Source organism: Erwinia sp. AC075, from assembly GCF_979253995.1.
Genome location: NZ_CEEDEU010000001.1, coordinates 1,582,493 through 1,605,545, shown reverse-complemented (window position 1 = coordinate 1,605,545; position 23,053 = coordinate 1,582,493). Strand labels below are relative to the sequence as shown.

At 56.9% G+C, this 23,053-nt stretch carries 22 protein-coding genes; 10 read left to right on the top strand and 12 right to left on the bottom strand.

The genetic code is table 11. The features are described 5' to 3' along the window. Window positions 1-34 precede the first annotated feature (34 nt). Both gstA and AC0IXH_RS07480 read right to left on the bottom strand, forming a co-directional pair. Window positions 35-637 carry a glutathione transferase GstA gene (gene gstA / locus AC0IXH_RS07485; protein ID WP_013201956.1) on the bottom strand — a complete coding sequence of 201 codons (603 nt, stop codon included), beginning with the start codon at window positions 635-637 and terminating at the stop codon, window positions 35-37. 114 nt (window positions 638-751) lie between these two features. Further along, window positions 752-1,654, bottom strand: a complete 903-nt coding sequence (locus tag AC0IXH_RS07480; RefSeq protein WP_346598647.1) for a LysR family transcriptional regulator — start codon at window positions 1,652-1,654, stop codon at window positions 752-754. A 96-nt stretch (window positions 1,655-1,750) separates the two neighbouring features. On the opposite strand from AC0IXH_RS07480, the gene AC0IXH_RS07475 reads away from it, so the two are divergent. Then, the gene (locus AC0IXH_RS07475) at window positions 1,751-2,368 is read left to right on the top strand and encodes a glutathione S-transferase (RefSeq protein ID WP_471720277.1); all 618 of its coding nucleotides are present in this window, start codon (window positions 1,751-1,753) and stop codon (window positions 2,366-2,368) included. 2 nt (window positions 2,369-2,370) lie between these two features. Next, on the top strand, window positions 2,371-3,261 hold the full coding sequence (locus tag AC0IXH_RS07470; RefSeq protein WP_471720276.1) for a pyridoxamine 5'-phosphate oxidase family protein: 891 nt from the start codon (window positions 2,371-2,373) through the stop codon (window positions 3,259-3,261). A 54-nt stretch (window positions 3,262-3,315) separates the two neighbouring features. Here the strand turns inward: AC0IXH_RS07470 and dtpA are convergent, their stop codons facing one another. Next, window positions 3,316-4,812 carry a dipeptide/tripeptide permease DtpA gene (dtpA, locus tag AC0IXH_RS07465; RefSeq protein WP_471720275.1) on the bottom strand — a complete coding sequence of 499 codons (1,497 nt, stop codon included), beginning with the start codon at window positions 4,810-4,812 and terminating at the stop codon, window positions 3,316-3,318. Between the two features lie 663 nt (window positions 4,813-5,475). On the opposite strand from dtpA, the gene betI reads away from it, so the two are divergent. The 4 genes from betI (at window position 5,476) to AC0IXH_RS07445 (ending at window position 10,827) form a co-directional block, all read left to right on the top strand. Then, window positions 5,476-6,072 carry a transcriptional regulator BetI gene (gene betI, locus AC0IXH_RS07460; protein WP_013201961.1) on the top strand — a complete coding sequence of 199 codons (597 nt, stop codon included), beginning with the start codon at window positions 5,476-5,478 and terminating at the stop codon, window positions 6,070-6,072. A 26-nt stretch (window positions 6,073-6,098) separates the two neighbouring features. Next, window positions 6,099-7,556 (top strand): betaine-aldehyde dehydrogenase, encoded by a 1,458-nt coding sequence (gene betB / locus AC0IXH_RS07455; protein ID WP_082267236.1) that lies wholly within the window; start codon window positions 6,099-6,101, stop codon window positions 7,554-7,556. A 69-nt stretch (window positions 7,557-7,625) separates the two neighbouring features. Further along, window positions 7,626-9,308 carry a choline dehydrogenase gene (gene betA / locus AC0IXH_RS07450; protein WP_471720274.1) on the top strand — a complete coding sequence of 561 codons (1,683 nt, stop codon included), beginning with the start codon at window positions 7,626-7,628 and terminating at the stop codon, window positions 9,306-9,308. 145 nt (window positions 9,309-9,453) lie between these two features. Then, on the top strand, window positions 9,454-10,827 hold the full coding sequence (locus AC0IXH_RS07445; protein WP_471720273.1) for an MFS transporter: 1,374 nt from the start codon (window positions 9,454-9,456) through the stop codon (window positions 10,825-10,827). Window positions 10,828-10,838: 11 nt separating this feature from the next. Here the strand turns inward: AC0IXH_RS07445 and nth are convergent, their stop codons facing one another. From nth to ydgT, 9 genes are all read right to left on the bottom strand, one after another. Next, window positions 10,839-11,474 carry an endonuclease III gene (gene nth / locus AC0IXH_RS07440; protein WP_455915316.1) on the bottom strand — a complete coding sequence of 212 codons (636 nt, stop codon included), beginning with the start codon at window positions 11,472-11,474 and terminating at the stop codon, window positions 10,839-10,841. Then, window positions 11,471-12,172 carry an electron transport complex subunit E gene (locus AC0IXH_RS07435; protein WP_013201966.1) on the bottom strand — a complete coding sequence of 234 codons (702 nt, stop codon included), beginning with the start codon at window positions 12,170-12,172 and terminating at the stop codon, window positions 11,471-11,473. Before AC0IXH_RS07435 ends, nth begins: the two co-directional genes overlap by 4 nt. Further along, window positions 12,165-12,794, bottom strand: a complete 630-nt coding sequence (gene rsxG, locus AC0IXH_RS07430; RefSeq protein ID WP_105759119.1) for an electron transport complex subunit RsxG — start codon at window positions 12,792-12,794, stop codon at window positions 12,165-12,167. The genes AC0IXH_RS07435 and rsxG overlap by 8 nt, the downstream gene beginning before the upstream one ends. Further along, window positions 12,794-13,855 (bottom strand): electron transport complex subunit RsxD, encoded by a 1,062-nt coding sequence (rsxD, locus tag AC0IXH_RS07425; RefSeq protein WP_455915318.1) that lies wholly within the window; start codon window positions 13,853-13,855, stop codon window positions 12,794-12,796. Before rsxD ends, rsxG begins: the two co-directional genes overlap by 1 nt. Next, window positions 13,856-15,973 carry an electron transport complex subunit RsxC gene (rsxC, locus tag AC0IXH_RS07420; RefSeq protein ID WP_471720272.1) on the bottom strand — a complete coding sequence of 706 codons (2,118 nt, stop codon included), beginning with the start codon at window positions 15,971-15,973 and terminating at the stop codon, window positions 13,856-13,858. Next, complete coding sequence (gene rsxB, locus AC0IXH_RS07415; protein WP_013201970.1) at window positions 15,966-16,541, bottom strand: electron transport complex subunit RsxB; 576 nt, start codon at window positions 16,539-16,541, stop codon at window positions 15,966-15,968. Before rsxB ends, rsxC begins: the two co-directional genes overlap by 8 nt. Further along, on the bottom strand, window positions 16,541-17,122 hold the full coding sequence (rsxA, locus tag AC0IXH_RS07410) for an electron transport complex subunit RsxA (protein ID WP_013201971.1): 582 nt from the start codon (window positions 17,120-17,122) through the stop codon (window positions 16,541-16,543). Before rsxA ends, rsxB begins: the two co-directional genes overlap by 1 nt. Before the next feature lie 123 nt (window positions 17,123-17,245). Then, entirely contained in the window at window positions 17,246-17,686 is a 441-nt protein-coding gene (locus AC0IXH_RS07405) for a DUF2569 domain-containing protein (RefSeq protein ID WP_013201972.1), read from the bottom strand. A 110-nt stretch (window positions 17,687-17,796) separates the two neighbouring features. After that, a complete protein-coding gene (gene ydgT, locus AC0IXH_RS07400; protein WP_013201973.1) occupies window positions 17,797-18,012 on the bottom strand; it encodes a transcription modulator YdgT in 216 nt (71 codons plus the stop codon). A 497-nt stretch (window positions 18,013-18,509) separates the two neighbouring features. Here ydgT and ytfQ point away from each other — a divergent pair, with 497 nt between their 5' ends. The 4 genes from ytfQ to yjfF are packed head-to-tail and all read left to right on the top strand — an operon-like array spanning window position 18,510 to window position 23,038. Further along, window positions 18,510-19,466, top strand: a complete 957-nt coding sequence (ytfQ, locus tag AC0IXH_RS07395; RefSeq protein WP_013201975.1) for a galactofuranose ABC transporter, galactofuranose-binding protein YtfQ — start codon at window positions 18,510-18,512, stop codon at window positions 19,464-19,466. Window positions 19,467-19,520: 54 nt separating this feature from the next. After that, the gene (gene ytfR, locus AC0IXH_RS07390) at window positions 19,521-21,047 is read left to right on the top strand and encodes a galactofuranose ABC transporter, ATP-binding protein YtfR (RefSeq protein WP_471720271.1); all 1,527 of its coding nucleotides are present in this window, start codon (window positions 19,521-19,523) and stop codon (window positions 21,045-21,047) included. Beyond that, window positions 21,040-22,059, top strand: a complete 1,020-nt coding sequence (ytfT, locus tag AC0IXH_RS07385; protein WP_013201977.1) for a galactofuranose ABC transporter, ATP-binding protein YtfT — start codon at window positions 21,040-21,042, stop codon at window positions 22,057-22,059. Before ytfR ends, ytfT begins: the two co-directional genes overlap by 8 nt. Continuing rightward, window positions 22,052-23,038 (top strand): galactofuranose ABC transporter, permease protein YjfF, encoded by a 987-nt coding sequence (gene yjfF / locus AC0IXH_RS07380; protein ID WP_134824024.1) that lies wholly within the window; start codon window positions 22,052-22,054, stop codon window positions 23,036-23,038. The genes ytfT and yjfF overlap by 8 nt, the downstream gene beginning before the upstream one ends. Window positions 23,039-23,053: the final 15 nt, after the last annotated feature.

Below are 23,053 nucleotides of genomic sequence, written 5' to 3'. Positions count from 1 at the left end.
CCATCGCTGAGGGGAATGTCTGCTGAATGTCCGATCACATCCCTTCGGCCTTCAGCGCCGCTTCTACCGCCGGACGTTCTGCTACCCGCGTAAACCAGCTTTCCAGCTCCTCAAAACCCGCCAGATCCAGCTTGAGGGCTTTTGCCCAACGTACCATGGTAAACAGATAGGCATCCGCCACGCTGAACTTCAGCCCCATCAACCACTGTTTACCTTCCAGTTGCTGATTCACCCAGCTAAACTTGCCGTGCAGTTTCTCGCGCAGCTGGGTTTTGTATGCTTCGGGAGTCGCCGATCCAAACAGCGGGCTAATGGTTTTATGCAGCTCGGTGGCAATAAAGTTCAGCCATTCGACGGTCTGATAACGCGTCAGGTGACCGGTGGGGGCCAGAAGATGGCGGTCGGGTTTCAGGTCGGCGAGGTACTGAACGATGGCAACGCCTTCGGTCAGCACGGTGCCGTCATCCAGCAACAGCGCCGGGACCTGGCCCTTCGGATTGGTCAGCAGATAGTCTTCCTGCTGCTCGGTTTTCTTGCTCTGCAAATCGACGGCGACCAGCGTAAAATCGAGGCCTGTTTCCTGCAGGACGATATGCGGAGAAAGCGAACAGGCGCCAGCCTTATAATACAGTTTCATCGGTGCTCCTTTAGCTCAGTGGCGAAAGATCTTCCAAGCTTAATGCTGACTGGTGAAAAAGTCAGCGCCCGGCGGCGCACTTCTGCAAACTATCTGGCTGATATTACGCCGACCTCAGACTGACGGATGAAAACAGGGCAACGCGGGAAGCGTTTCACGCGCCATATCCCAGAACGCCCGCACGCGGGCAGGCATATACTTCAAATTCTGCGTAACCAGCTGAACCGGCAGGCCAGGCGGCCGGTAATCGGCTAACACCTCACAAAGCAGCCCCTGTTGCAGTTCTTCGAACGCCTGATAGGAGAGCAGACGGGTGATCCCTTTGCCTGCACGCGCTGCAATCAGCTGCGTTTCCACTTCATTCACCATCATTGCCGGCTGGATGCGTACCCGCTCCTGATTTTCCGGTGGGCCAAACCGCCACTCTCGGCTGGAACTGATCGAGGTGCCCGCAATCAGCAGGTGATTAACCAAATCGCCGGGCGATGTCGGCGTGCCTGCTGTTGCCAGATAGGCCGGGCTGGCTAACACAATGCGCTGCACGCTACCCACCTCAACGGCCACCAGCGAGGAGTCGCGCAGTTGCCCAATGCGGACTGCCATATCCAGCCCCTGTTCAATCAGGTCCTGATAGCTGTCGTTCAGCAGAAGCTCAATCTGAATATCGGGATAGCTGTCGAGAAACTGCATCACCAGCGGCGCAATGTGCTTTCTGCCAAACTGTACGGGTGCCGTCACGCGTAACAGCCCGGTTAGCTGGGTGCGCGCGGCATCCTGGATCGCCAGCGTATAGTCGTTAAGCAGGGTTTTGGCACGCTCAAACAGCACCAGGCCCGCGGGCGTCGGCGAAAGGTGTCGGGTGGTTCGCTCAATCAGGCTGGCGTCAAAGCGGCTCTCCAGTGACGCCAGCGCGCGGGTAATGGCCGGCGGAGAACGACGCAGCTTTCGCGCCGCGCCCGCCAGGCTGCCCTGCTGAACCACGGCAACAAACACCTCAAGCTCATCCAGTTTGTCCATGATTATTCCGATAAATGAAATTATGAATTGCCATTTTGCAGGTTTTACCTCGTTTATCGCAAGAGTAAGCTTATCTAAACCCTAAAGGAGACGCTCATGACCGCTTTAACGTTGTACACCACACCGCTTTCCGGCCACGGCCACCGCGTTAAGTTACTGCTTACGCTACTGAACTTGCCGTTTGAAGAACGTGAGGCCGGCGCAGAGCAACGTAAAACGGCCGAGTTTCTTGCGGTAAACCCCCTCGGGCAGGTACCGGTGCTGATCGATGACGGCACGGCGATTGTCGACAGCAACTCCATTTTGATTTGGCTGGTGAAGCGCTATGCGCCAGACAGCCAGTGGTTGCCAAAGGATCTCAAACAGGAAGTGGAGGTCCACCAGTGGCTGGCGAAGGCCGCGGGCGAGATCCGCTATGGCGTGGCGTCGGCCAGGCTGATCAAACAGTTTTCCACGCCGGAAAACTACGACTCGGCAAAGAGCGTGGCGGCGAAATTCCTGCCACAGATGGCGCAACATCTCAGCGGCAGACGCTGGCTGGTGGGCGAGCAGGCGACGCTGGCCGATGTGGCCTGTTACGCCTACGTTGCCTGTGCGCCGGAAGGGGGCATCACTCTGACGCCGTTCCCGGCCATTCAACGCTGGATTCAGCAGGTGGAGGCAATCCCTGGATTTGTTGGCCTGCCTCCGCTGCCGATCCCTGAGGCAGGTTAATCATGTTCCACCCGGGTGAAAGACTGGCGCAGCAGAAGGCGGGGTATGGTGCGGTGCGGGCAGCCGTCTATCCGAGCATGCCCGATCAGCACCGGCAATTTTACGCCGGTCTGAATGCCTTTTATTTGTCGGCGCTGGATGAAACGGGCTTTCCTGTCGCGATGCGATTGCAGGGTTCGACCGGTTTTCTTGATAGCAATGATGCGTCGCGGCTGGAGATAGCCCGGGAAGCGATTAACGACGCGCCACTGTTACCGCTGCTGAAGCCGGGAATGCCCGTTGGCGGGTTGGGGATCGACTTCTCAAACAGAAGGCGCAACCGGGTGAATGGCGTGGTGGAGACGGTTAACGATCGGCAGGTCACTATTCGCGTCCTGGAAAGTTTCGGTAACTGTCCGAATTACATCCAGCGGCGGGACATCCCGGGCGGCAGCGAAGGGCGCATACCGCGCGTGGAGGTTGAACCTTTGCAGGCGTTGGATGCCGATGCCCGCTATCTGATTGCCGCCACCGACACCTTTTTTGTTGCCAGCTATGCCCAGCGCGAGAATGGCGTGGGCGGTGTGGACATTTCGCACCGGGGAGGTCTGCCAGGCTTTATCACCGTGCAGCAGGGTAAATTACGCATCCCGGACTACAGCGGTAACCGCTATATGAACACGCTGGGCAATTTGCTGGTTGAACCGCGATGCGCACTGCTGCTGCTGGACTTTCATCAGGGCGCTGCGCTGCATATTCAGGGACGGGCCGAGATTGAGTGGCAGTCGCCTGCGCAGGGGCTGACCGAACGTTACTGGCAGGTTGAGATTGAAAACGTCACCCGACTGCGTCAGCTATTTCCTGCTGCCGGACTGCGGGTGGAGTTTGCTGACTCTTCCCTGGCCGCCGGATAACGGGCATAAAAAAGGGCGACATCACGTCGCCCTTATTCGCTTAACCACGTTGGATTAGATCTTGGCTTCTTTCAGCTCAGACTGTTGGTCGTCCTGAGTCATGCGGTTTAGCTTAGGCGCGGTCAGCATCATCAGAATAGCAATCACACCGGTTGCCACCCCAATCTGCAAGAACACATCACCGTAAACGTGCAGCGACTGCAGTGGGTCGGTGATGTTTTCCGGCACCGCCATCAGGTTCGCTACCTTACCGGCAATCATCGCTGCTCCGGCAGTGGTCAGGAACCATGAACCCATAATAAAGCCCATCAGACGCTGCGGCACCAGTTGCGCAACCATCGCCAGGCCCAAACCGGAAATCATCAGCTCGCCGACGCTTTGCAGCGCATAGCTGAGGATCAGCCAGTTAACGGAAACGATGCCCATCTGGTTAGCGAATTTCGCGCCCATTGGCAGCACCAGGAAGGCGGCGGAGCAGAGGATCATCCCCAGCGCAAACTTGTGCGGCATCGGCATGCGATCGCCCATCTTGTTATAGATGGCGGCCAGAATCGGGCTGAAAATCATGATCCAGAACGGGTTCAGGGCCTGGAACTGCTCCGGCTCAAACGCGATACCGAGAATGCTGTGCTCAACGTTGCGGATGGCAAAGAAGTTCAGCGAGGTTGGCATCTGCATATACAGAACGAAGAACACCACCGCCTGAACCATCAGGATGAAAGCGACGATCATCTTACGACGGGCCGCCCCTTTCATGGCGAAGGCTTCTTTGGCGAAAATCAACACGATACCGGCAGCAATCACGGCCAGCACCAGGCGTGCGATGCCCTGGTTATGCAGCAGCCAGGTCGCCAGCACCACCAGCGCGGCGACACCGACCAGCGTTGCCAGCAGTTTGCCGATGTGCAGCGGCTGGAAGTCCGGCTTAGAGCCGTAATTCTTCACCCACTTGCGGAACATCATAAAGTTGACCAGCGTCAGCAGCATGCCCACAAACGACAGTGAGAACGCCACGCTCCAGCCAAATTTCGCGGCCAGCCACGGGGTGGCGAGCATAGAGAAGAAGGAGCCGATGTTGATCGCCATGTAATACATGGTGAACGCGCCATCCAGACGGGGATCGTCTTTGTCATAGCAGGTTGAAAGCAGGGAGGACGGGTTGGCTTTAAACAGGCCGTTACCGACGGCAATGGTTGCCATGCCGATATACACCAGGCCGACGTCATGACCTGACCAGGCGACCAGCGCGTAGCCCAGAGCCAGAACCAGCGTACCCAAAACGATAACGCGTTTGGTGCCCAGCACTTTATCGCCCAGCCAGCCGCCGACGGCAACCAGACCGTAAACCAGCGCACTGAATGAGGAGAACAGGGTGATCGAGTCGGCTTCTGACATGCCCAGCTGTTTCACCAGGTAGACGGCCATGATGCCTTGCAGGCCGTAATAACCGAAGCGTTCCCACAGTTCGACTGAGAAGATCAGGTAGAACGATTTAGGTTGCTTGAACGCATTGAGGCTGCTTGCCTCGGGATGTTTGTTTGCAGTTGACACTGGTACCTCTGGAGTTCGTATCCTGATTCGACATAGAAAATAAGTCGTCGTCATTCAAGGTGGGCATTCGCCGCATGATTATAAGAGTGGAAAAGCGGCGATTAATTTCGCTCATCGGGCCACATCAGGCAAGTGTTTTTTCATATGTCGCCCGCGCACCGCCCGGAAGTGTTAAAGATAAGTTAATAGCGGCGGGGCGGATGATTACACTGATAAATTCTACAACGGCGATATAAGTGGCTTAAATAAGACGTAAGTTTATCCAACTGGCGGAGTAACCAACTTAGCGCATAAAGATAGAGCAATCTGTCGCCAGAGATTAACCCGGCAATATTAATGACCATTCGGGCGGTTTTAATCAGTCTTACAGATCCGAAAGCATCGAAAAGCGCAATTTTAGCGCAGGCGGAACGCCTGAATGTGATTTAGATCACTTTAAAATCACATATTAAATCTTGAAAAATAAGCCTGAACCTTCCAGAGCGGCTTTACAGCTGAAATCACACATTTTTTTTGCTCTCGCAGTGATTTTTCACCGCAATGTGATTTTTATAACATTTTAACCACGGGCGCTTTCAGGCCTTGAAATTTTTTATTGATTGAACGTTCAATATAAAAAGTCTATAATCCCTGTCATTCAATAGTTAAAACCGATGATGCACGATGCCAAAAGTTGGAATGAAAGCCATACGTCAGGCGCAACTGATCCGCGCCACGCTGACGGTAATTGACAGGGTGGGACTGGCCGATGCCAGTCTGGCCTTGATTGCCAAAGAGGCCGGCGTCTCGACCGGGATTGTCAGCCACTATTTTGGCGACAAGAATGGTTTGCTGGATGCCTGTATGCGTCAGATCCTTTCCGACTTATACCTGGCGGTCGATCATCATCGGAAACAGGCGGATGACCAGCCGGCGTCGCAGATTCGCGCCATTATTGATGGCAACTTTGACGTCTCGCAGATTGCCGGGCCGGTGCTGAAAACCTGGCTGGCCTTCTGGACCAACAGCCTGCATCAGCCGGATTTGCAGCGGTTGCAGCGGATTAACGATCGCCGCCTTTATTCGAACCTGACCGCGCAGTTTGCCCGGGTTCTCCCGGCGCAGCAGGCCCGCGATGCGGGTGCCAGCCTGGCGGCACTGATTGACGGCTTGTGGTTGCGTATGACCTTAGCGCCACAGCCGATGGCAAACGGCGTAGAAAATGCCCGTGAGCTCTGTTATCAAAATCTCGCGTTGTGGCTGAACGCCGCAGCACACTAACCCCCAAAGGAGGATGCATGGCAGATATGCAACGCCGTGGACTTTATATTAATGGCCGTGAAGAACCCGGTCATGGCGAAACATTCACCACCATCAATCCCGCCAATGGCGAAGTGCTGGCTGAGATCACCTCTGCCAGCCAGCAGGATATTGACCGTGCCGTGGCCTCGGCAGAAGCCGGCCAGCGTATCTGGCGTGGCTACACACCGGTTGAGCGTAGCCGTGTGCTGCTGAAAGCGGTTGCGCTGCTGCGTGAACGCAATCAACAGCTGGCCGAGCTGGAAACTGCCGATACCGGTAAGCCCATCAGCGAAACGGCGGCGGTCGATATCGTCACCGGTGCTGACGTGCTGGAATACTACGCCGGTCTGGCGGTTGCAGTAGAGGGCGAATCCATTCCTCTGCGCGACAGCGCGCTGGTTTATACCCGCCGCGAGCCGCTGGGCGTCTGTGCCGGTATTGGCGCGTGGAACTACCCGATTCAGATTGCCCTGTGGAAAAGTGCCCCGGCGCTGGCCACCGGCAACGCGATGATCTTCAAGCCAAGCGAAGTCACGCCGTTAAGCGTGCTGGAACTGGCCAAAATCTTTACCGAAGCCGGTTTGCCGGATGGCGTGTTTAACGTGGTTCAGGGCGCAGGCCCGGTCGGCCAGGGTCTCAGCCAGCATCCAAAAATTGCCAAAGTCTCCTTCACCGGGGAAGTGAAAACCGGTAAACGCGTCATGGCGGATGCGGCTCTTGCGAACCTCAAATCGGTCACCATGGAACTCGGTGGCAAATCACCGCTGATCGTCTTTGAAGATGCCGAGCTTGAGCGTGCCGTCGACGGCGCGATGATGGCCAACTTCTACAGCAGCGGTCAGGTGTGCACCAACGGCACCCGCGTCTTTGTTCACCGTTCGCTGCTGCCGGCCTTTGAAAAACGCCTGCAGGAAAAAATGGCCGGCATCAAAGCCGGTGACCCGCTGGATCCCGAGGTCAACTTTGGACCGCTGGTCAGCGAAGGGCACTGCCAGAAGGTCGTCTCTTACCTCGATATCGGTAAAAAAGAGGGCGCGCGCGTATTGGCAGGCGGTTCACGTATGACTGACGGCGCGTTCGCCAAAGGGTGCTACGTGGAAGCCACGGTCTTCACCGACTGCACCGATGATATGCGCATCGTGCAGGAAGAGATCTTTGGTCCGGTGATGAGCGTGCTGGTATTTGATGACGAGCAGGAAGTGATCGATCGCGCTAACAACACCGAATACGGTCTGGCAGCGGGTATTTTCACCACCTCGCTGAACCGCGCCCATCGCGTGATCCATCAGATGGAAGCGGGGATTTGCTGGGTGAATACCTGGGGCGAATCACCGGCACCTATGCCTGTCGGTGGCTATAAGCAGTCTGGCGTCGGCCGTGAAAACGGACTGGAAACGCTGCACCACTATACCCGCACCAAATCCATCCTGATTGAGATGGGCGAGTATCCTTCCGCGTTCTGATGCGCGCGCTTTTTTTCGCAGACTGATTTTTTTGCCGCGGCAGTACTGTCGCGGCTATCTGGAGGCTTAATGCAGAAATTTGATTATATTATTATTGGCGCTGGTTCAGCAGGTAACGTACTGGCCACGCGACTGACTGAGGATGCTGACGTATCGGTACTTTTACTGGAAGCGGGCGGGAAAGATCACCGCTGGGACTTCCGTACCCAAATGCCAGCCGCTTTGGCTTACCCGCTGCAGGGTAAACGTTATAACTGGGCGTTTGAAACCGATCCTGAGCCGAAGATGAACAACCGCCGCATGGAATGTGGTCGTGGTAAAGGTCTGGGTGGCTCTTCCCTGATCAACGGCATGTGCTACATCCGCGGCAACGCGATGGATTACGACAACTGGGCCAGTAAGAAAGGGCTGGAAAACTGGTCGTATCTGAACTGCCTGCCATATTTCCGCAAGGCAGAGAAACGCGACATCGGCGAGAACGACTATCACGGTGGCGAAGGTTACCTGAGCGTCACCACGCCAAAAGCCGGCAATAATCCGTTGTTCCGCGCCTTTATTGATGCGGCCACTCAGGCCGGTCACCACGAAACGGATGACCTTAACGGTTACCGCCAGGATGGCTTCGGCCCGATGGATCGCACCGTGACCGCCCAGGGCCGCCGTTCCAGCACCGCCAGAGGCTATCTGGACGTGGCCAAGCAGCGTTCAAACCTGACCATCGTCACCCATGCGCAGACGGACCGCATTCTGTTCAGCGGCAAAACCGCCACGGGCGTCAGCTGGTTACGCAACGGCAAAGAAGAGCAGGCGCACGCCACGCGTGAAGTGCTGCTGTGTGCCGGTGCGATTGCCTCGCCACAGATCCTGCAGCGTTCCGGTGTCGGCCCTGAAGAGTGGCTGCACGAGTTGGACATTGACGTCGTGCATGCGTTGCCGGGCGTCGGTCGCAACTTACAGGATCACCTGGAAGTGTATATGCAGTTCCGCTGCAAAAAACCGGTCAGCCTGTATCCGTCGTTACAGTGGTGGAACCAGCCGGCTATCGGTGCCGAATGGCTGTTTAACGGCACCGGCATTGGCGCCAGCAATCAGTTTGAAGCCGGCGGCTTTATTCGCAGTGATGACAAGCCAGACTGGCCGGATCTGCAATACCACTTCCTGCCCGTTGCCATCAACTACAACGGCAGCAGCCCGGTAAAAGAGCACGGTTTCCAGGCACACGTGGGCCCAATGCGTTCGATGAGCCGTGGCCGCGTCAAGCTGACCTCGAAGCATCCGTATGCCGCGCCGTCGATCTTCTTCAACTACATGTCTGAAGATCGTGACTGGGAAGAGTTCCGCAACGCGGTGCGTCTGACGCGTGAAATCATGCAACAGCAGGCGCTTGCCGAATATTGTGGCGAAGAGATCCAGCCTGGCGCACATGTGCAGAGCGATGAAGATATCGATACCTTTATCCGCGAGCATGCAGAGACCGCCTATCACCCCTGCGGCAGCTGCGCGATGGGGAACGACGAGATGGCCGTGGTCGATGCCCAGGGCCGCGTACACGGTATGCAAAACCTGCGAGTGGTCGATGCATCGATCATGCCGCAAATCACCACCGGTAACCTCAATGCGCCAACGGTAATGATTGCCGAGAAAATGGCGGATCTGATCCGTGGCAAAACGCCGCTGGCGCTGTCCACCGCGGAGTATTACCAGCTGCAGCGTGAACAGGCCGAAGTGGCGGCTGAAGAAGGCATTAAATAATCACTGACTGTCGGAGCAGGGAACACTCCTGTTACGTGAAGCCGATAGCGAAGAGGGCGGAATGAAAATTCCGCCCTTTTTTTTTAACCCGCCCGCGATCATTTTTTCCTATAGTAAACCTTTAGTCCATGGACCGACGCTTAACATGACCAAAGCCACCGCCTTAGCGCTGCTTGTTGCAGTGACCTTTTTTATGGAAAACCTCGACGCCACGGTGATCACCACCGCCATTCCGCAAATGGCGAAAGAGTTCAGCGTCAGTCCGGTGTCACTGAACATCGGTATTAGCGCCTACCTGCTGGCGGTGGCGATCTTTATTCCGATCAGCGGCTGGCTAGCGGACCGTTTCGGCGCGCGAACCATCTTTACCGCCGCCATCCTGATTTTTACCTTCGCCTCGATTCTCTGCGGCCTGAGCCAGGACCTGATGCTGTTTACCCTCAGCAGGATCCTGCAGGGAATCGGTGGTGCGCTGATGGTGCCGGTCGGGCGGATGGTGGTGCTGCGGGTGACGGAAAAGAAGGACATGGTCAAAACCATCGCCTTTATCACCTGGCCGGGTCTGATTGCGCCCGTTATTGGGCCGTTGCTCGGCGGAATGATCGTCAGCTACGGTCACTGGCCGTGGATTTTTTGGCTAAACATCCCGTTGGGAATAGTGGCAATTATTGTCACCCTGTACCTGATGCCGCAGTTTAAAGCTGAAGAGAAACGGCAGTTTGATGTTAAGGGGTTCCTGCTGATCTCCTCGACCTGCACCCTGATTATCATTGCCATTGAATGCATGGGCGGCCTGTCGATGTCGCTGGGCATTCTGCTGCTGGCGCTGGGCGTGGTGTGCAGCCTGCTGGCGTGGCGTCACAGCCTGCAACATGCAACGCCGTTGCTCTCACTGTCGATGCTACGAATTCCGACCTTCAGAAGTGCGGTGGTGGGAGGATCCTTCTTCCGTGCGTCGATTAATGCCATTCCGTTCCTGTTACCGCTGCTGTTCCAGCTGAGTTTTGGCTGGAGTGCCGCGCAGGCAGGGTCAATGGTGCTGTGGGTATTTGCCGGGAATCTGGCGATGAAACCGGCGACCACCTGGCTGATGTTCAGATTTGGTTTTAAACGGATCCTGTTTCTTAACGGGATGCTCAGCGTCTTCTCAATACTGAGCTGCCTGTTTATCACGCCGGCGCAGGGATATTTGTTGATTGCCGCCATCCTGTTTATTGGCGGACTGTCGCGGTCGTTGCAGTTCAGCTGTTATAACAGCATGGGATTTGCCGATGTGCCGCGTGAAAAACTCAGTGAAGCCTCGGTGATTTTCAGCATCCTGTTCCAATTCAGCATGAGCTTTGGCATTGCCATTTCGGCGATGATCCTGCGATTTTCCATGCAGCTTGCCGGGCAAACCTCACCCAGCCAGCAGGATATTCATATCGCCTTTGCGGCGATTGCCATGCTGGTGGTGATGTCGCTGGTGGATGTCTGGCGGCTGGAAAAGAATGCGGGAGAGAAGGTGCTGGCACGATAAACCGGGGCCGGTCAGACCTCGGTTTTCTCACCAAACTCGCAGAGATCTTCAATCAGACAGGAGCCGCAGCGCGGCTTACGCGCTACGCAGGTGTAGCGGCCATGCAGGATAAACCAGTGATGGCAGTCGACCTTGAACTCTTTCGGCACCACCTTCAGCAGCTTATCCTCGACCAGCTCAACGTTCTTGCCGGGGGCGAAGTTGGTGCGATTGCAGACGCGGAAAATATGGGTATCGACAGCGATGGTCGGCCAGCCAAAGGCGGTATTCAGCACCACGTTAGCGGTTTTGCGACCCACACCGGGCAGCGCTTCCAGCGCGGCACGATCTTCCGGCACCACGCCCTGATGCTGCTCGTGCAGGATGCGGCAGGTTTTGATCACGTTCTCGGCTTTGGTGTTAAACAGGCCGATGGTCTTGATGTACTCCTTAACGCCCTCCACGCCTAACGCCAGCATCGCTTCCGGCGTATTGGCCACCGGATAGAGTTTGGCGGTGGCTTTATTGACGCTGACATCGGTCGCCTGCGCGGAAAGCAGTACCGCAATCAACAGCTCAAAAGGGGAGGTAAATACCAGTTCCGTGGTGGGATGCGGGTCATTGTCCCGCAACCGGCTCAAAATTTGCTGACGTTTGTCCTTATTCACAGCGCGCTCGCTTTCCCTTCAGGCAGGCTTTGGGCTTCCTGAGCGGCTTTCAGCGCCGCACGTGCCTTCAGCTTGTTGTCGATAACGTATTTGGCGGCCAGCAGCATACCGAGACCAATAAACGCGCCCGGTGGCAGCATTGCCAGCAGCATTGGCGAATCAAAATGGAACACCTGAATGCGCAGCACTTTCGCCCACGGGCCTAACAGCTGGTCTGCGCCATTGAAAATGGTGCCGTTACCGATGATCTCGCGCAGTGAACCCAACACCACCATCACGCTGGTGGCACCCAGTCCGATGAAACAGCCGTCGAGCGCCGACAGCGCAACGCTGCTTTTCGAAGCAACCGCCTCGGCGCGTCCCACCACGATGCAGTTGGTGACGATCAGCGGAATAAAGATCCCTAACGACTGATACAGGCCGTAGGCATAGGCATTGATCAGCATCTGTACGCAGCTCACCACCGCCGCAATGATCATCACGTAGATAGGAATGCGGATATCAGCAGGCACCCAACGACGTGAAGCCGAGATCGCCGAGTTGGTGCAGGTCAGCACCAGGGTCGTTGCCAGGCCGAGGCCAAGGGCGTTGGTGGCGGTCGAGGTGACTGCCAGCAGGGGACACAGCCCCAGCAGCTGAACCAGCGCGGAGTTATTCTTCCACAGGCCGCCGACAATCAGCGTTTTTGCTTCACTCATTGGACTCTCCACAAGGTGACAGGGAAGCGAGCTTACCTGGCAATGTTTCAATATATAGCGTGGTGCGTTTAGAGGCGTTGACCACCGCGCGTGGGGTAATGGTCGCCCCGGTGAACTGGTCGAAGGTGCCGCCATCTTTCTTCACCGCAAACTGGGCGTCGTCTTTGCCTTTCAGCTGCACGCCGTTAAAACTGTTGATCCAGTTCGAAATGCGCAGCTCAATTTTATCGCCAAGGCCCGGCGTTTCATGGTGTTCAACCACGCGCACGCCCAGTACTTTACCGTTAAAGTCGGCGCCAACAATCATCTTAATGGCTCCAGAATAGCCGTCCGGTGCCGTAGTCTCAACCGCAGCGGCCACCGGCTTGTCATCTTTACGCGCCAGGTAGACGTGCTGAGGGCCCGCGCCCAGCGCCGGATCGGTGACAATGTAACATTCCTGCTGAATGTGGTTATTATACAGGTCGGTCGGAACCACCTGATCCAGCAGGATTTTTTGCTGGAGTTCGGTCTGATGATCGATGGTTGGCTTGGTGACATTATTGATTATCGCCGTCACGCCGGTGGTCACGGCAGCGAAAACCGCCAGCGTGACGCCGTTTTTACGAATCGCATCCAGCATTATTTTTCCTTCCGGTGGCCGTAAACGCGCGGCTGCGTGTAGTAATCAATTAACGGCACGGTGATATTTGCCAGCAACACCGCAAAGGCCACGCCATCCGGATAGCCGCCAAAGCTGCGGATCAGCCACACCAGCAAACCAATCAACACGCCATACACCAGGCGGCCTTTATTGGTGGTTGATGCGGTGACCGGATCGGTGGCGATAAAGAACGCGCCCAGCATGGTGGCACCGGAGAACAGATGCACCATTGGCGACACCAGGCTGTCCGGCGAGAAGAACCAGCCCACGAAGGAAAACAGCGCCAGCGAGAGCAGGATGCTGACCGGAATGTGCCAGCGAATGCTGTTGGTAAACAGCAGGAACAGGCCGCCGACCAGATAGCCGACGTTGACCCACTGCCAGCCCAGACCGGCAATCACGCCGCTGTAAATCGGCTGTGCCCGCAACTGTTCAGCGCTGTGCCCGGCACGCAGACCGGTTTTAAAGGTATCCAGCGGCGTGGCCTGACTGATGCCATCCACGCCAATCTGCAACTGCTGCATGGTATGGCCAGCCAGCGTATGACCCTGGAAGATCATGCTCAGGGTGTCCATAAAGCCCGGCGTGATCGACTGCAAAGTATCCGGCGGCAACCAGCTGGTCATCTGCACCGGGAACGAAATCAGTAACACCACATAACCGACCATCGCCGGGTTAAACGGGTTCTGGCCTAATCCGCCATACAGCTGTTTGGCGATCACCACCGCAAACACCGTCCCGATGACGATCAGCCACCAGGGTGCCAGTGGGGGAATACTGATCCCCAACAGCAGCGCGGTCAGCAGGGCGGAATTATCGCCGAGGGTTTTTGACAGCGGCAGCTTACGCATTTTCAGGATCGCCGCTTCCGCAGCGACCCCGGCGGCGGCGGCAATCAGCACCTGAATCAGGTTACCCCAGCCAAAGAAGTACAGCTGGGCGGCAATGCCCGGTAAGGCAGCCAGCAACACCAGCAGCATGATGGTGCTGGTGCTGCGGCGGTTGTGGGTGTAGGGCGAACTTGCGATACGAAAAGCCATTTAATCCTCTTGCGTCGATTGCTGCGCCTTGCGCGCTTTTACACGTGCGATGGCCGCCGCCACTGCCGCTTTGCGGGGATCGTCTGAAGGTTCAGACGGCCCTGCGGAATGCGTGTCGTCATGAGCGGCAGTCTGTTCTGGCGCAACATCAGCCTGTTTTACTGGCTCAGCTTCAGCCGCCTGCGCGGCTTTCTTGGCTTTAGCACGGGCAATAGCGGCCGCAACTGCCGCTTTACGCGGGTCGACCGGTTCTTCAGTCGGCTCCGGCGCAGCGGCTTGCGCCACCGGCTCAGCATCGGCTTCTTTATCAGCGGCCAGCGCGGCTTTTCGGGCTTTCGCCCGCGCCACGGCGGCTTCTACTGCGGCTTTACGCGGATCGACCGCCGGTTCGGCATCGGCTGTCGCCGGTTCAACCTGCGCGGCTTTTTTGGCTTTCGCGCGCGCAATGGCGGCTTCAACCGCCGCCTTACGCGGATCGCCCACCTGACGGGTCGCCGGTTCGGTTTCTGACTGGCGTTCGGCGCCATGCGCCAGTGCCTGAGCATGGCGTGCAGTGCGTTGGGCGATCTGAACCGGATTTTCTTCCCCGGCCAGCGCCTCAGCCTCTTTTTTCGCCCTCACACGGGCTAACGCTGCTTCAACGTTGTCGGCATCGCTGCGGGTGACCGGGCGTTTAGCCTGCTGATGGCGCGCTTCACGGGCCAGCTTTTCTCGCTCAAGACGTTCCTGACGCGCTTCAAACCGGGCCTTGGCCTGCGCATTCCGCTCGGCTTCAAGGTCGATGGCGCGGATCTCGGCTTTTTCCTGACGGTAATACTGCACCAGCGGAATATTGCTTGGGCAGACGTAGGCACAGGCGCCGCATTCAATGCAGTCGGCGATATTGTGCTCGCGCGCTTTATCGTGATCTTTTCCGCGGCTGTACCAGTACAGCTGCTGAGGGAGCAGGGCGGCCGGGCAGGCATCGGCACAGGCGCTGCAACGAATACAGGATTGCTCTGCTTCGTTGTCGCCCATTTCGTTGGCCGCCGGGGCCAGAATGCAGTTGGTGATCTTCACCACCGGCACATCAAGCGTGGGCAGCGTAAAGCCCATCAACGGGCCGCCCATCACCACCATCTGGCCGGATGCCGGACTGAAGTCGGCATTGTGCAGCAGATGGCTGATCGGGGTGCCGAGACGACCCCAGACGTTGCCGGGTTTGCCGACCGATTCGCCGGTCAGCGTCACCACGCGCTCGGTCAGCGGTTCGCCGTTGACGATCGCCCGTTTAACCGCAAAGGCGGTGCCGACGTTCTGCATCAGCACGCCAATATCGGTTGAGCGGCCGCCGTGCGGCACTTCCAGCCCGGTCAGAATCTTGGTCAGCTGCTTGGCGCCGCCCGACGGATATTTGGTCGGCACCACGCGGATCTGGATATCTTTGGCTTCACCCAGCGCTTTTTTCAGCGCGGCGATGGCCTCAGGCTTGTTATCTTCGATGCCAATCAACACCCGGTCGGATTGCAGCACCCAGGCGAGAATGCGGCTGCCTTCGATCACTTCGTCCGCGCAGTCCTGCATCAGACGATCGTCAGCGGTAATGTAGGGTTCGCACTCGGCCGCGTTGATGATCAGCGTACTGACCCCGCGCAAACCGCCTTTAAGCTTGGTGGCAGTAGGGAAGCCTGCACCGCCGAGACCGGCCACGCCCGCCTGGTGGATCAGGTTCACAATCTCACTGCGATCGGCCTGACGGTAATCCGCCACCGGCTGAAGTTCGCACCAGCGGTCTTCACCGTCAGGCGTCAGATAAATGCACATTTCAGCCAGCGCGGAAGGATGCGCGGTGATATGCGGCCCAATCGCTTCGATGGTGCCGGAACTGGGCGCATGCACCGGCAACATCCGGCCACGACCAAAGGTCAGCGGCTGGCCGCGCAGCACGTTATCACCTGGGCTCACCAGCAGTTCACCTTCATGGCCGATATGCTGCTTGATCGGAATGATAAAGCGCGCGGGCAAAGGAAGCTGGCGTAACGGCGTGCCGTTAGACTGGGTTTTCATTTCAGGAGGATGAATGCCCCCTTCGAAATCCCAGATTGGCTCTTTCTTTAAGAATTTGAACAGATTACGCATGACGTTCTACAGGAATAACTTTGATCGGGATAGTGTTTAAATCCCACTTCCAGCTGGCGGTGGTTGGCGCAACCGGACGCATCTCAATACAGTCAGTTGGGCAAGGGGCCACGCAGAGGTCGCAGCCGGTGCAGACGTCGCTCAGCACGGTGTGCATCGCGCGGGTCGCGCCAACGATGGCGTCAACCGGGCAGGCCTGAATGCATTTGGTACAGCCGATACAGTTCTCTTCATCGATCCAGGCGACCTTGCGCTCTGGCTCCAGCACCGCTTCGTCACCGAGCGGTTGCGGCTCAACGTTTAACAGCGCCGCCAGCTTCAGCATGGTCTGCTCGCCGCCTGGCGCACACTTGTTGATCATCTCACCGTTGTTGCCCACCGCATCAGCGTATGGACGGCAGCCAGGATAGCCGCACTGGCCGCACTGGCTCTGCGGCAAAATCGCATCGATCTGCTCAACAATCGGGTCTTCTTCCACTTCAAAACGGCGTGAGGCGTAGCCCAACAGGCCACCAAACACGAGGCCCAGCACGCTCAACACAGCAATAGCAATCCACACCGCAGTCATCAGAATTTTACCAGCCCGGTGAAGCCCATAAAGGCCAACGCCATCAGACCCGCCGTCACCAGCGCAATCGAGGAGCCCTTAAACGGGGCAGGGACTTCAGCCAGCACCAGACGTTCGCGGATGCCGGCAAACAGCACCATCACCAGCGAGAAGCCCAGCGCGCCGCTAAAGCCAAACAACGCGGCCTGCAGGAAGGTGTGATTGAGGTTAACGCTCAGCAACGGCACGCCCAGCACCGCACAGTTGGTGGTGATCAGCGGCAGGAAAATCCCCAGCAGACGATAGAGATCCGGGCTGGTTTTGCGCACCACCATCTCGGTGAACTGCACCACCACCGCGATCACCAGGATATAGGCCATCGTGCGCAGGTAAACGAGATCCAGCGGCAGCAGAATAAAGTGGTTTACCAGCCAGGCGCAGATCGAGGCCAGGGTGATAACGAATGTGGTGGCGAGTCCCATGCCAATCGCCGTCTCCAGTTTTTTGGAAACGCCCATAAAGGGACAGAGGCCGAGAAACTTCACCAGAACGAAGTTGTTCACCAGCACTGTGCCAACAAAAAGAAGCAGGTATTCGGTCATGTTTTGGCCTGATAAAAAGAAAGCCGCCTATTATCGAACATTGGCGGCTTTACGACAACATACCAGCAGTAAGGATATTCCCTAAACGCACGGAGGATTAAATTTTTGCTGGTTTTTTCAGCTTCACGGCTCAATAAAGGTGGTTTTCACCCGCTGGGAGCGTTTGAAGTACGGCACCAGCACCGCTGCGGCCAGCAGCGCAATCAACAAAGTTCTGATCGCCGCCGCATCGCTGACCGGCGAAAACGCGAAGGTCTTGATCGCCAGCAGTACGGTAATCAGCAGCCAGATAATGTAATGACGGGGCAGCCGACGTGAGCGTTTGCAAAAAATCCATGTCACCCAAATGCTGTAGGCCCAGACCACCAGAGAGGTCAACAGTGAAATACTCCACTGCAGCGTAAACGCATGGGTGTTATTAAACAGGGCGCTGCGCAGTTCTGGCGTTAATAACGCGCTCAAATACATGGCCACCACAACGGCACTGGTCAGCATGGTCATAATTAACCAGGCGAGCGGCACCAGAAGCAGTCCGGCAATGCGTGGGGGTGAAGCTGTAGCCACTCTTTAATCCTTTTAAATCGGGTAATAACGACCGTTTGTGATCCAAACCAGTCACGCACCTTGAGGACCAAAGAGTATACGGAAGGCCAGTTCATTATTGAACGGAAAATTTAGACCACATAGCGCCAGACCGATTTTGGCACGCAACCCAAATCAAACAGACGACCGCCAGAGGTCAGCTCTGCGCGGCGGTGATCGGCAGCGCGATACATATTCGAAATCTCATTATCATCGGTAAGAGAATAATTCAGATGATCGAACAGCTTTTCCAGCGTTTCAAGCGAGCTCACTTTACGAAACTTCAACAGATAATCTTCGACTGTCATGATGGCCGTTAGGGATAGGGATCAGGAGGCCCAAGTATATGGCTGGCAGGGTTTCTGTCCAGAGGACAAACGAGTAACTGACTGTAAATTCAGACTATAGCCCAGGAATTTTGCGTATTTTTAATCCCATTCGGTCATTCTGCCATCAGCTTTTCTGCTGCTGGTCTTGTGCAGATGTGGTGTGAGTCACAAAACTGTTAATTACCTTCGCCGCTAAAACCGCCGCAGCGCGTGACAGAACCTGACGCGGTGTTGTAATCGCTTCCATTGAGGCAATTGTTAAGCGCTTATGTTTATTACAGTTATTTAACATGTCCTGAAAACCCTCCGCGCGTTTTATCCATATCAGCCGCCTGCCGTTGCCAGCGGTCAAATCGCGTAACCTCTTTTAATTGTTGTGTTTTGTGAGCGTTGTCGTAAATGTTTGCTTCAGGATAGTCCAGGATTTAGTGGCGTTTGACCCTACACAACCAAATCCCATCAGAGGAAAAATGATCATGTGGAAGCGTTTACTTTTAACCACCCTCATCAGTGCAAGCCTCTCCGGCGCCGCACTGGCTGAATCCATGACGGTCGGTTTCTCGCAGGTTGGCTCCGAATCAGGCTGGCGTGCAGCGGAAACCAGCGTGGCGAAAAGCGAGGCCCAGAAGCGCGGGATCACCCTGAAAATTGCTGATGGTCAGCAGAAACAGGAGAACCAAATCAAGGCCGTGCGTTCGTTTATCGCGCAGGGCGTGGATGCGATCTTTATCGCGCCGGTGGTGCAGACAGGTTGGGAGCCGGTGCTTGAAGAAGCGAAAGACGCCAAGATCCCGGTGTTCCTGTTAGACCGCGCCATCGTGGTAAAAGACAAGTCGCTGTATATGGCGGTGGTCACCGCCGATAACGTCTACGAAGGTAAGCTGATTGGCGACTGGCTGGTCAAACAGCAGAATGGTAAGCCGTGTAACGTGGTTGAGCTGCAAGGCACCGTTGGCGCCAGCGTCGCCATCGACCGTAAAAAAGGCTTTGCGGAAGCAATCTCCAGCGCGCCTGGCATCAAGATTATTCGTTCTCAGTCCGGTGACTTTACCCGCAGCAAAGGTAAGGAAGTCATGGAAAGCTTTATTAAAGCTGAGAACAACGGCAAAAATATCTGCATGGTGTATGCCCACAATGATGACATGGCTATCGGTGCCATTCAGGCCATCAAAGAAGCCGGTCTCAAGCCAGGCAAAGATATCCTGACCGGTTCAATCGACGGCGTGCCGGATATCTATAAAGCCATGCAGGCTGGCGAAGCGAATGCCAACGTTGAGCTGACGCCAAATATGGCTGGCCCGGCGTTCGATGCGCTGGAGAAATTCAAGAAAGACGGCACCATGCCGCCAAAAATCATCAAAACCGAATCGAAGCTTTATCTGCCTGCCGATGCGCAGTCTCAGTTAGACAAGAAAAAAGGCATGGGTTACTAACCACCGCGCCGCCTGCTCCTCAGGCGGCTTTTTTCATGGTTGAGGCGAAGTCGTATGAACTCCCAGAACACCTCAATGACGCCACTGCTCACCATCAGTGGCGTCAGCAAAGCCTTTCCTGGCGTTAAAGCGCTGGATAATGTCTCTTTTGATGTCCGCCCGGGCGAAATTATGGCGCTGCTGGGGGAAAACGGTGCCGGTAAATCCACCATTATCAAAGTGCTGACCGGCGTCTATAAACGCGACAGTGGCAGCGTGACGCTGGACGGTCAGGCAATCAATCCGCAAAACACCGCTGAAGCGCAGAGCATCGGCATTGGTACCGTGTATCAGGAAGTTAACCTGCTGCCGAATATGTCGGTGGCGGACAATCTGTATATTGGCCGTGAACCGCGCCGCTTTGGTCTGATCGACCGCAAAACGCTGGTGCGTAAGGCCGAGGCGTTACTGCACAGCTACGGTTTCGAACTGGATGTCACCCGGCCATTGGGGCAGTACTCGGTGGCGATGCAGCAGATTATTGCCATCTGCCGCGCGGTGGATCTGTCGGCCAAAGTGCTGATCCTCGATGAACCGACCGCCAGTCTTGATGCCAGTGAAGTGGAGATGCTGTTCACGCTGATGAATCAGCTGAAAGCTAAAGGCATGGGGCTGATTTTCGTCACCCACTTTCTCGACCAGGTTTACAAAGTCAGCGACCGCATCACGGTGCTGCGTAACGGCCAGTTCGTTGCCACACGTGATACCCGGGCGTTGCCGCAAATTGAACTGATTAAGCTGATGCTGGGACGTGAACTGCTGGAAACGGCACTGCAACGCGCCGGTAGCACCCTTAAAAGCAATCAGCCGGTGGTGGAATTTAAGGATTACGGTAAGAAAGGGACCATTGAACCCTTCAGCCTGAGCGTCCGTCCGGGCGAAGCGGTGGGTCTGGCCGGATTACTGGGTTCCGGCAGGACAGAAACCGCCGAACTGCTCTTTGGCATCCGCCGGGCCGACAGCGGCACGGCCTGGATCAAAGGCAAAAAGCGCACTATCCGCACGCCGGCGCAGGCCTCGCACCTCGGCATGGGCTTCTGCCCGGAAGATCGTAAAACCGACGGCATCGTCGGCGCGGCATCGGTGCGGGAAAACATCATCCTCGCGTTGCAGGCCCAGCGCGGCTGGCTGCGTCCCATTAAGCGCCGTGAGCAGCAGCAGATCGCCGACCGCTTTATCAAAGCGATGGGCATCCGCACGCCGAATGCCGATCAGCCGGTCGAGTTGCTGTCGGGGGGAAATCAGCAAAAAGTCCTGCTCTCCCGCTGGCTGGTGACAAAACCGCAGTTCCTGATCCTCGATGAGCCCACGCGCGGTATCGATGTCGGCGCGCATGCCGAAATTATTCGCCTGATTGAATCCTTGTGTGCGGATGGGCTGGCGCTGCTGGTGATCTCCTCTGAACTTGAAGAACTGGTGGGCTATGCGGATCGGGTGGTGATCCTCAGAGATCGTCAGCAGGTGGCGGAAATTCCGCTTGAGCAACTCTCCGTCGCCGCCATTGTTAATGCTATCGCCGCTGGGGGAACCCAAAATGCTTGAGTCACATCTGGTGCCGGGGAAAACGCGCATGTTCAAACGCAAACTGCCCGCAGGGATGCCGCAAATCGCGGCGCTGGTGCTGGTGCTGATTATCGACAGCCTGGTGGCCAATAATTTCTTTGCCATTCATATTCAGGACGGCCGTCTGTTTGGCAGCCCGATCGATATCCTTAACCGTGCGGCGCCGGTGGCCATACTGGCGATCGGCATGACGCTGGTGATCGCCACCGGCGGCATCGACCTGTCGGTGGGCGCGGTGATGGCGATTGCCGGTGCCACGGCGGCGACGCTGACCGTCTCCGGACACAGCCTGCCGGTGATCGTACTGGCCACGCTGGGCACCGGCATTCTCTGCGGTTTATGGAATGGGGTGCTGGTGGCCCTGCTGAAGATCCAGCCGTTTGTCGCCACGCTGATCCTGATGGTGGCGGGGCGCGGCATTGCGCAGCTGATCACCCAGGGGCAAATCGTCACCTTCGACAGTGATTCGCTGGCGCGGCTGGGCAGCGGCACGCTGTTTACCCTGCCGGTGCCGGTGTGGATCACCCTGGTGATGGCGCTGCTGGTCTGGCTGCTGACCCGTAAAACGGCGCTGGGGATGTTTATCGAAGCGGTGGGCATCAACCTGCGCGCCGCACGCAATGCCGGGGTGAATGGCTGGCTGATCGTAATGACCACCTATGTGATCAGTGGCTTATGCGCGGCGGTGGCCGGGCTGATTGTGGCCGCCGATATTCGCGGCGCCGACGCCAATAACGCCGGGCTGTGGCTGGAGCTGGATGCCATCCTGGCGGTGGTCATCGGCGGCGCGTCGTTGATGGGCGGGCGTTACAACCTGCTGCTGTCACTGATTGGCGCGCTGATTATCCAGGCAATGAACACCGGGATCCTGTTGTCAGGCTTCCCGCCTGAACTGAATCAGGTCGTGAAAGCGGTGGTGGTGATGGCGGTGCTGTTGATTCAGTCGCCACGGTTTATTCAACTGTTCAAGCGAGGACGCAAAGGTGCTTAAACGTCATCTCCCCCTGATGATTACCCTGCTGGTATTTGTTGCCGGGTATCTGTTCTGCCTCAGTCAGTTTCCCGGCTTTGCCTCCACGCGGGTGATCGCCAATATTCTGACCGATAACGCCTTCCTCGGCATTATTGCGGTCGGCATGACCTTTGTGATCCTCTCCGGCGGCATCGATCTGTCCGTCGGCGCGGTGATCGCCTTTACCGGCGTGTTCCTTGCCCGCGCCATCGGTGATTTCCATCTTGATCCCTGGCTGGCGTTTGCGCTGGTGATGGTGATGGGTTCGGCGTTTGGCGCCTTTATGGGCTGGCTGATCGACGCGCTGAAAATCCCGGCGTTTATTATTACCCTCGCCGGGATGTTCTTCCTGCGCGGCAGCAGCTTCCTGGTCTCCGAAAGCTCGTTGCCGATCGATCATCCGCTGTATAGCACGCTCTCCAGCCTGGCCTGGAAAATTCCAGGCGGCGGGCGGCTCAGCCTGCTGGCGGTGATCATGCTGGTGGTGGTGGTGTTCGGCATCGTGCTGGCGCACCGCAGCCGCTTTGGCAATCAGGTGTATGCCATCGGCGGCAACGTCACTTCCGCCCAGCTGATGGGGATTTCCACCCGCAGCACCACCATCCGTATCTATATGCTGTCATCTGCGCTGGCTACCCTGGCCGGCATCGTGTTCTCGATCTACACCTCGTCCGGCTATGCGCTGGCGGGGATGGGCGTCGAGCTGGATGCCATCGCGTCGGTAGTGATCGGCGGTACGCTGCTGTCAGGCGGGGTTGGCACGGTGTTGGGTACGCTGTTTGGCGTGCTGATCCAGGGGCTGATCCAGACCTGGATTAACTTTGACGGCACCTTAAGTTCCTGGTGGACCAAGATTGCCATCGGCATCCTGCTGTTCGCCTTTATCGCGCTGCAGCGGCTGCTGACTGTGATGTGGGACCGCCAGCAGAATGCGCCGGTGAAGCGTCTGGCAGGATAAAAACCCCGGCAATGG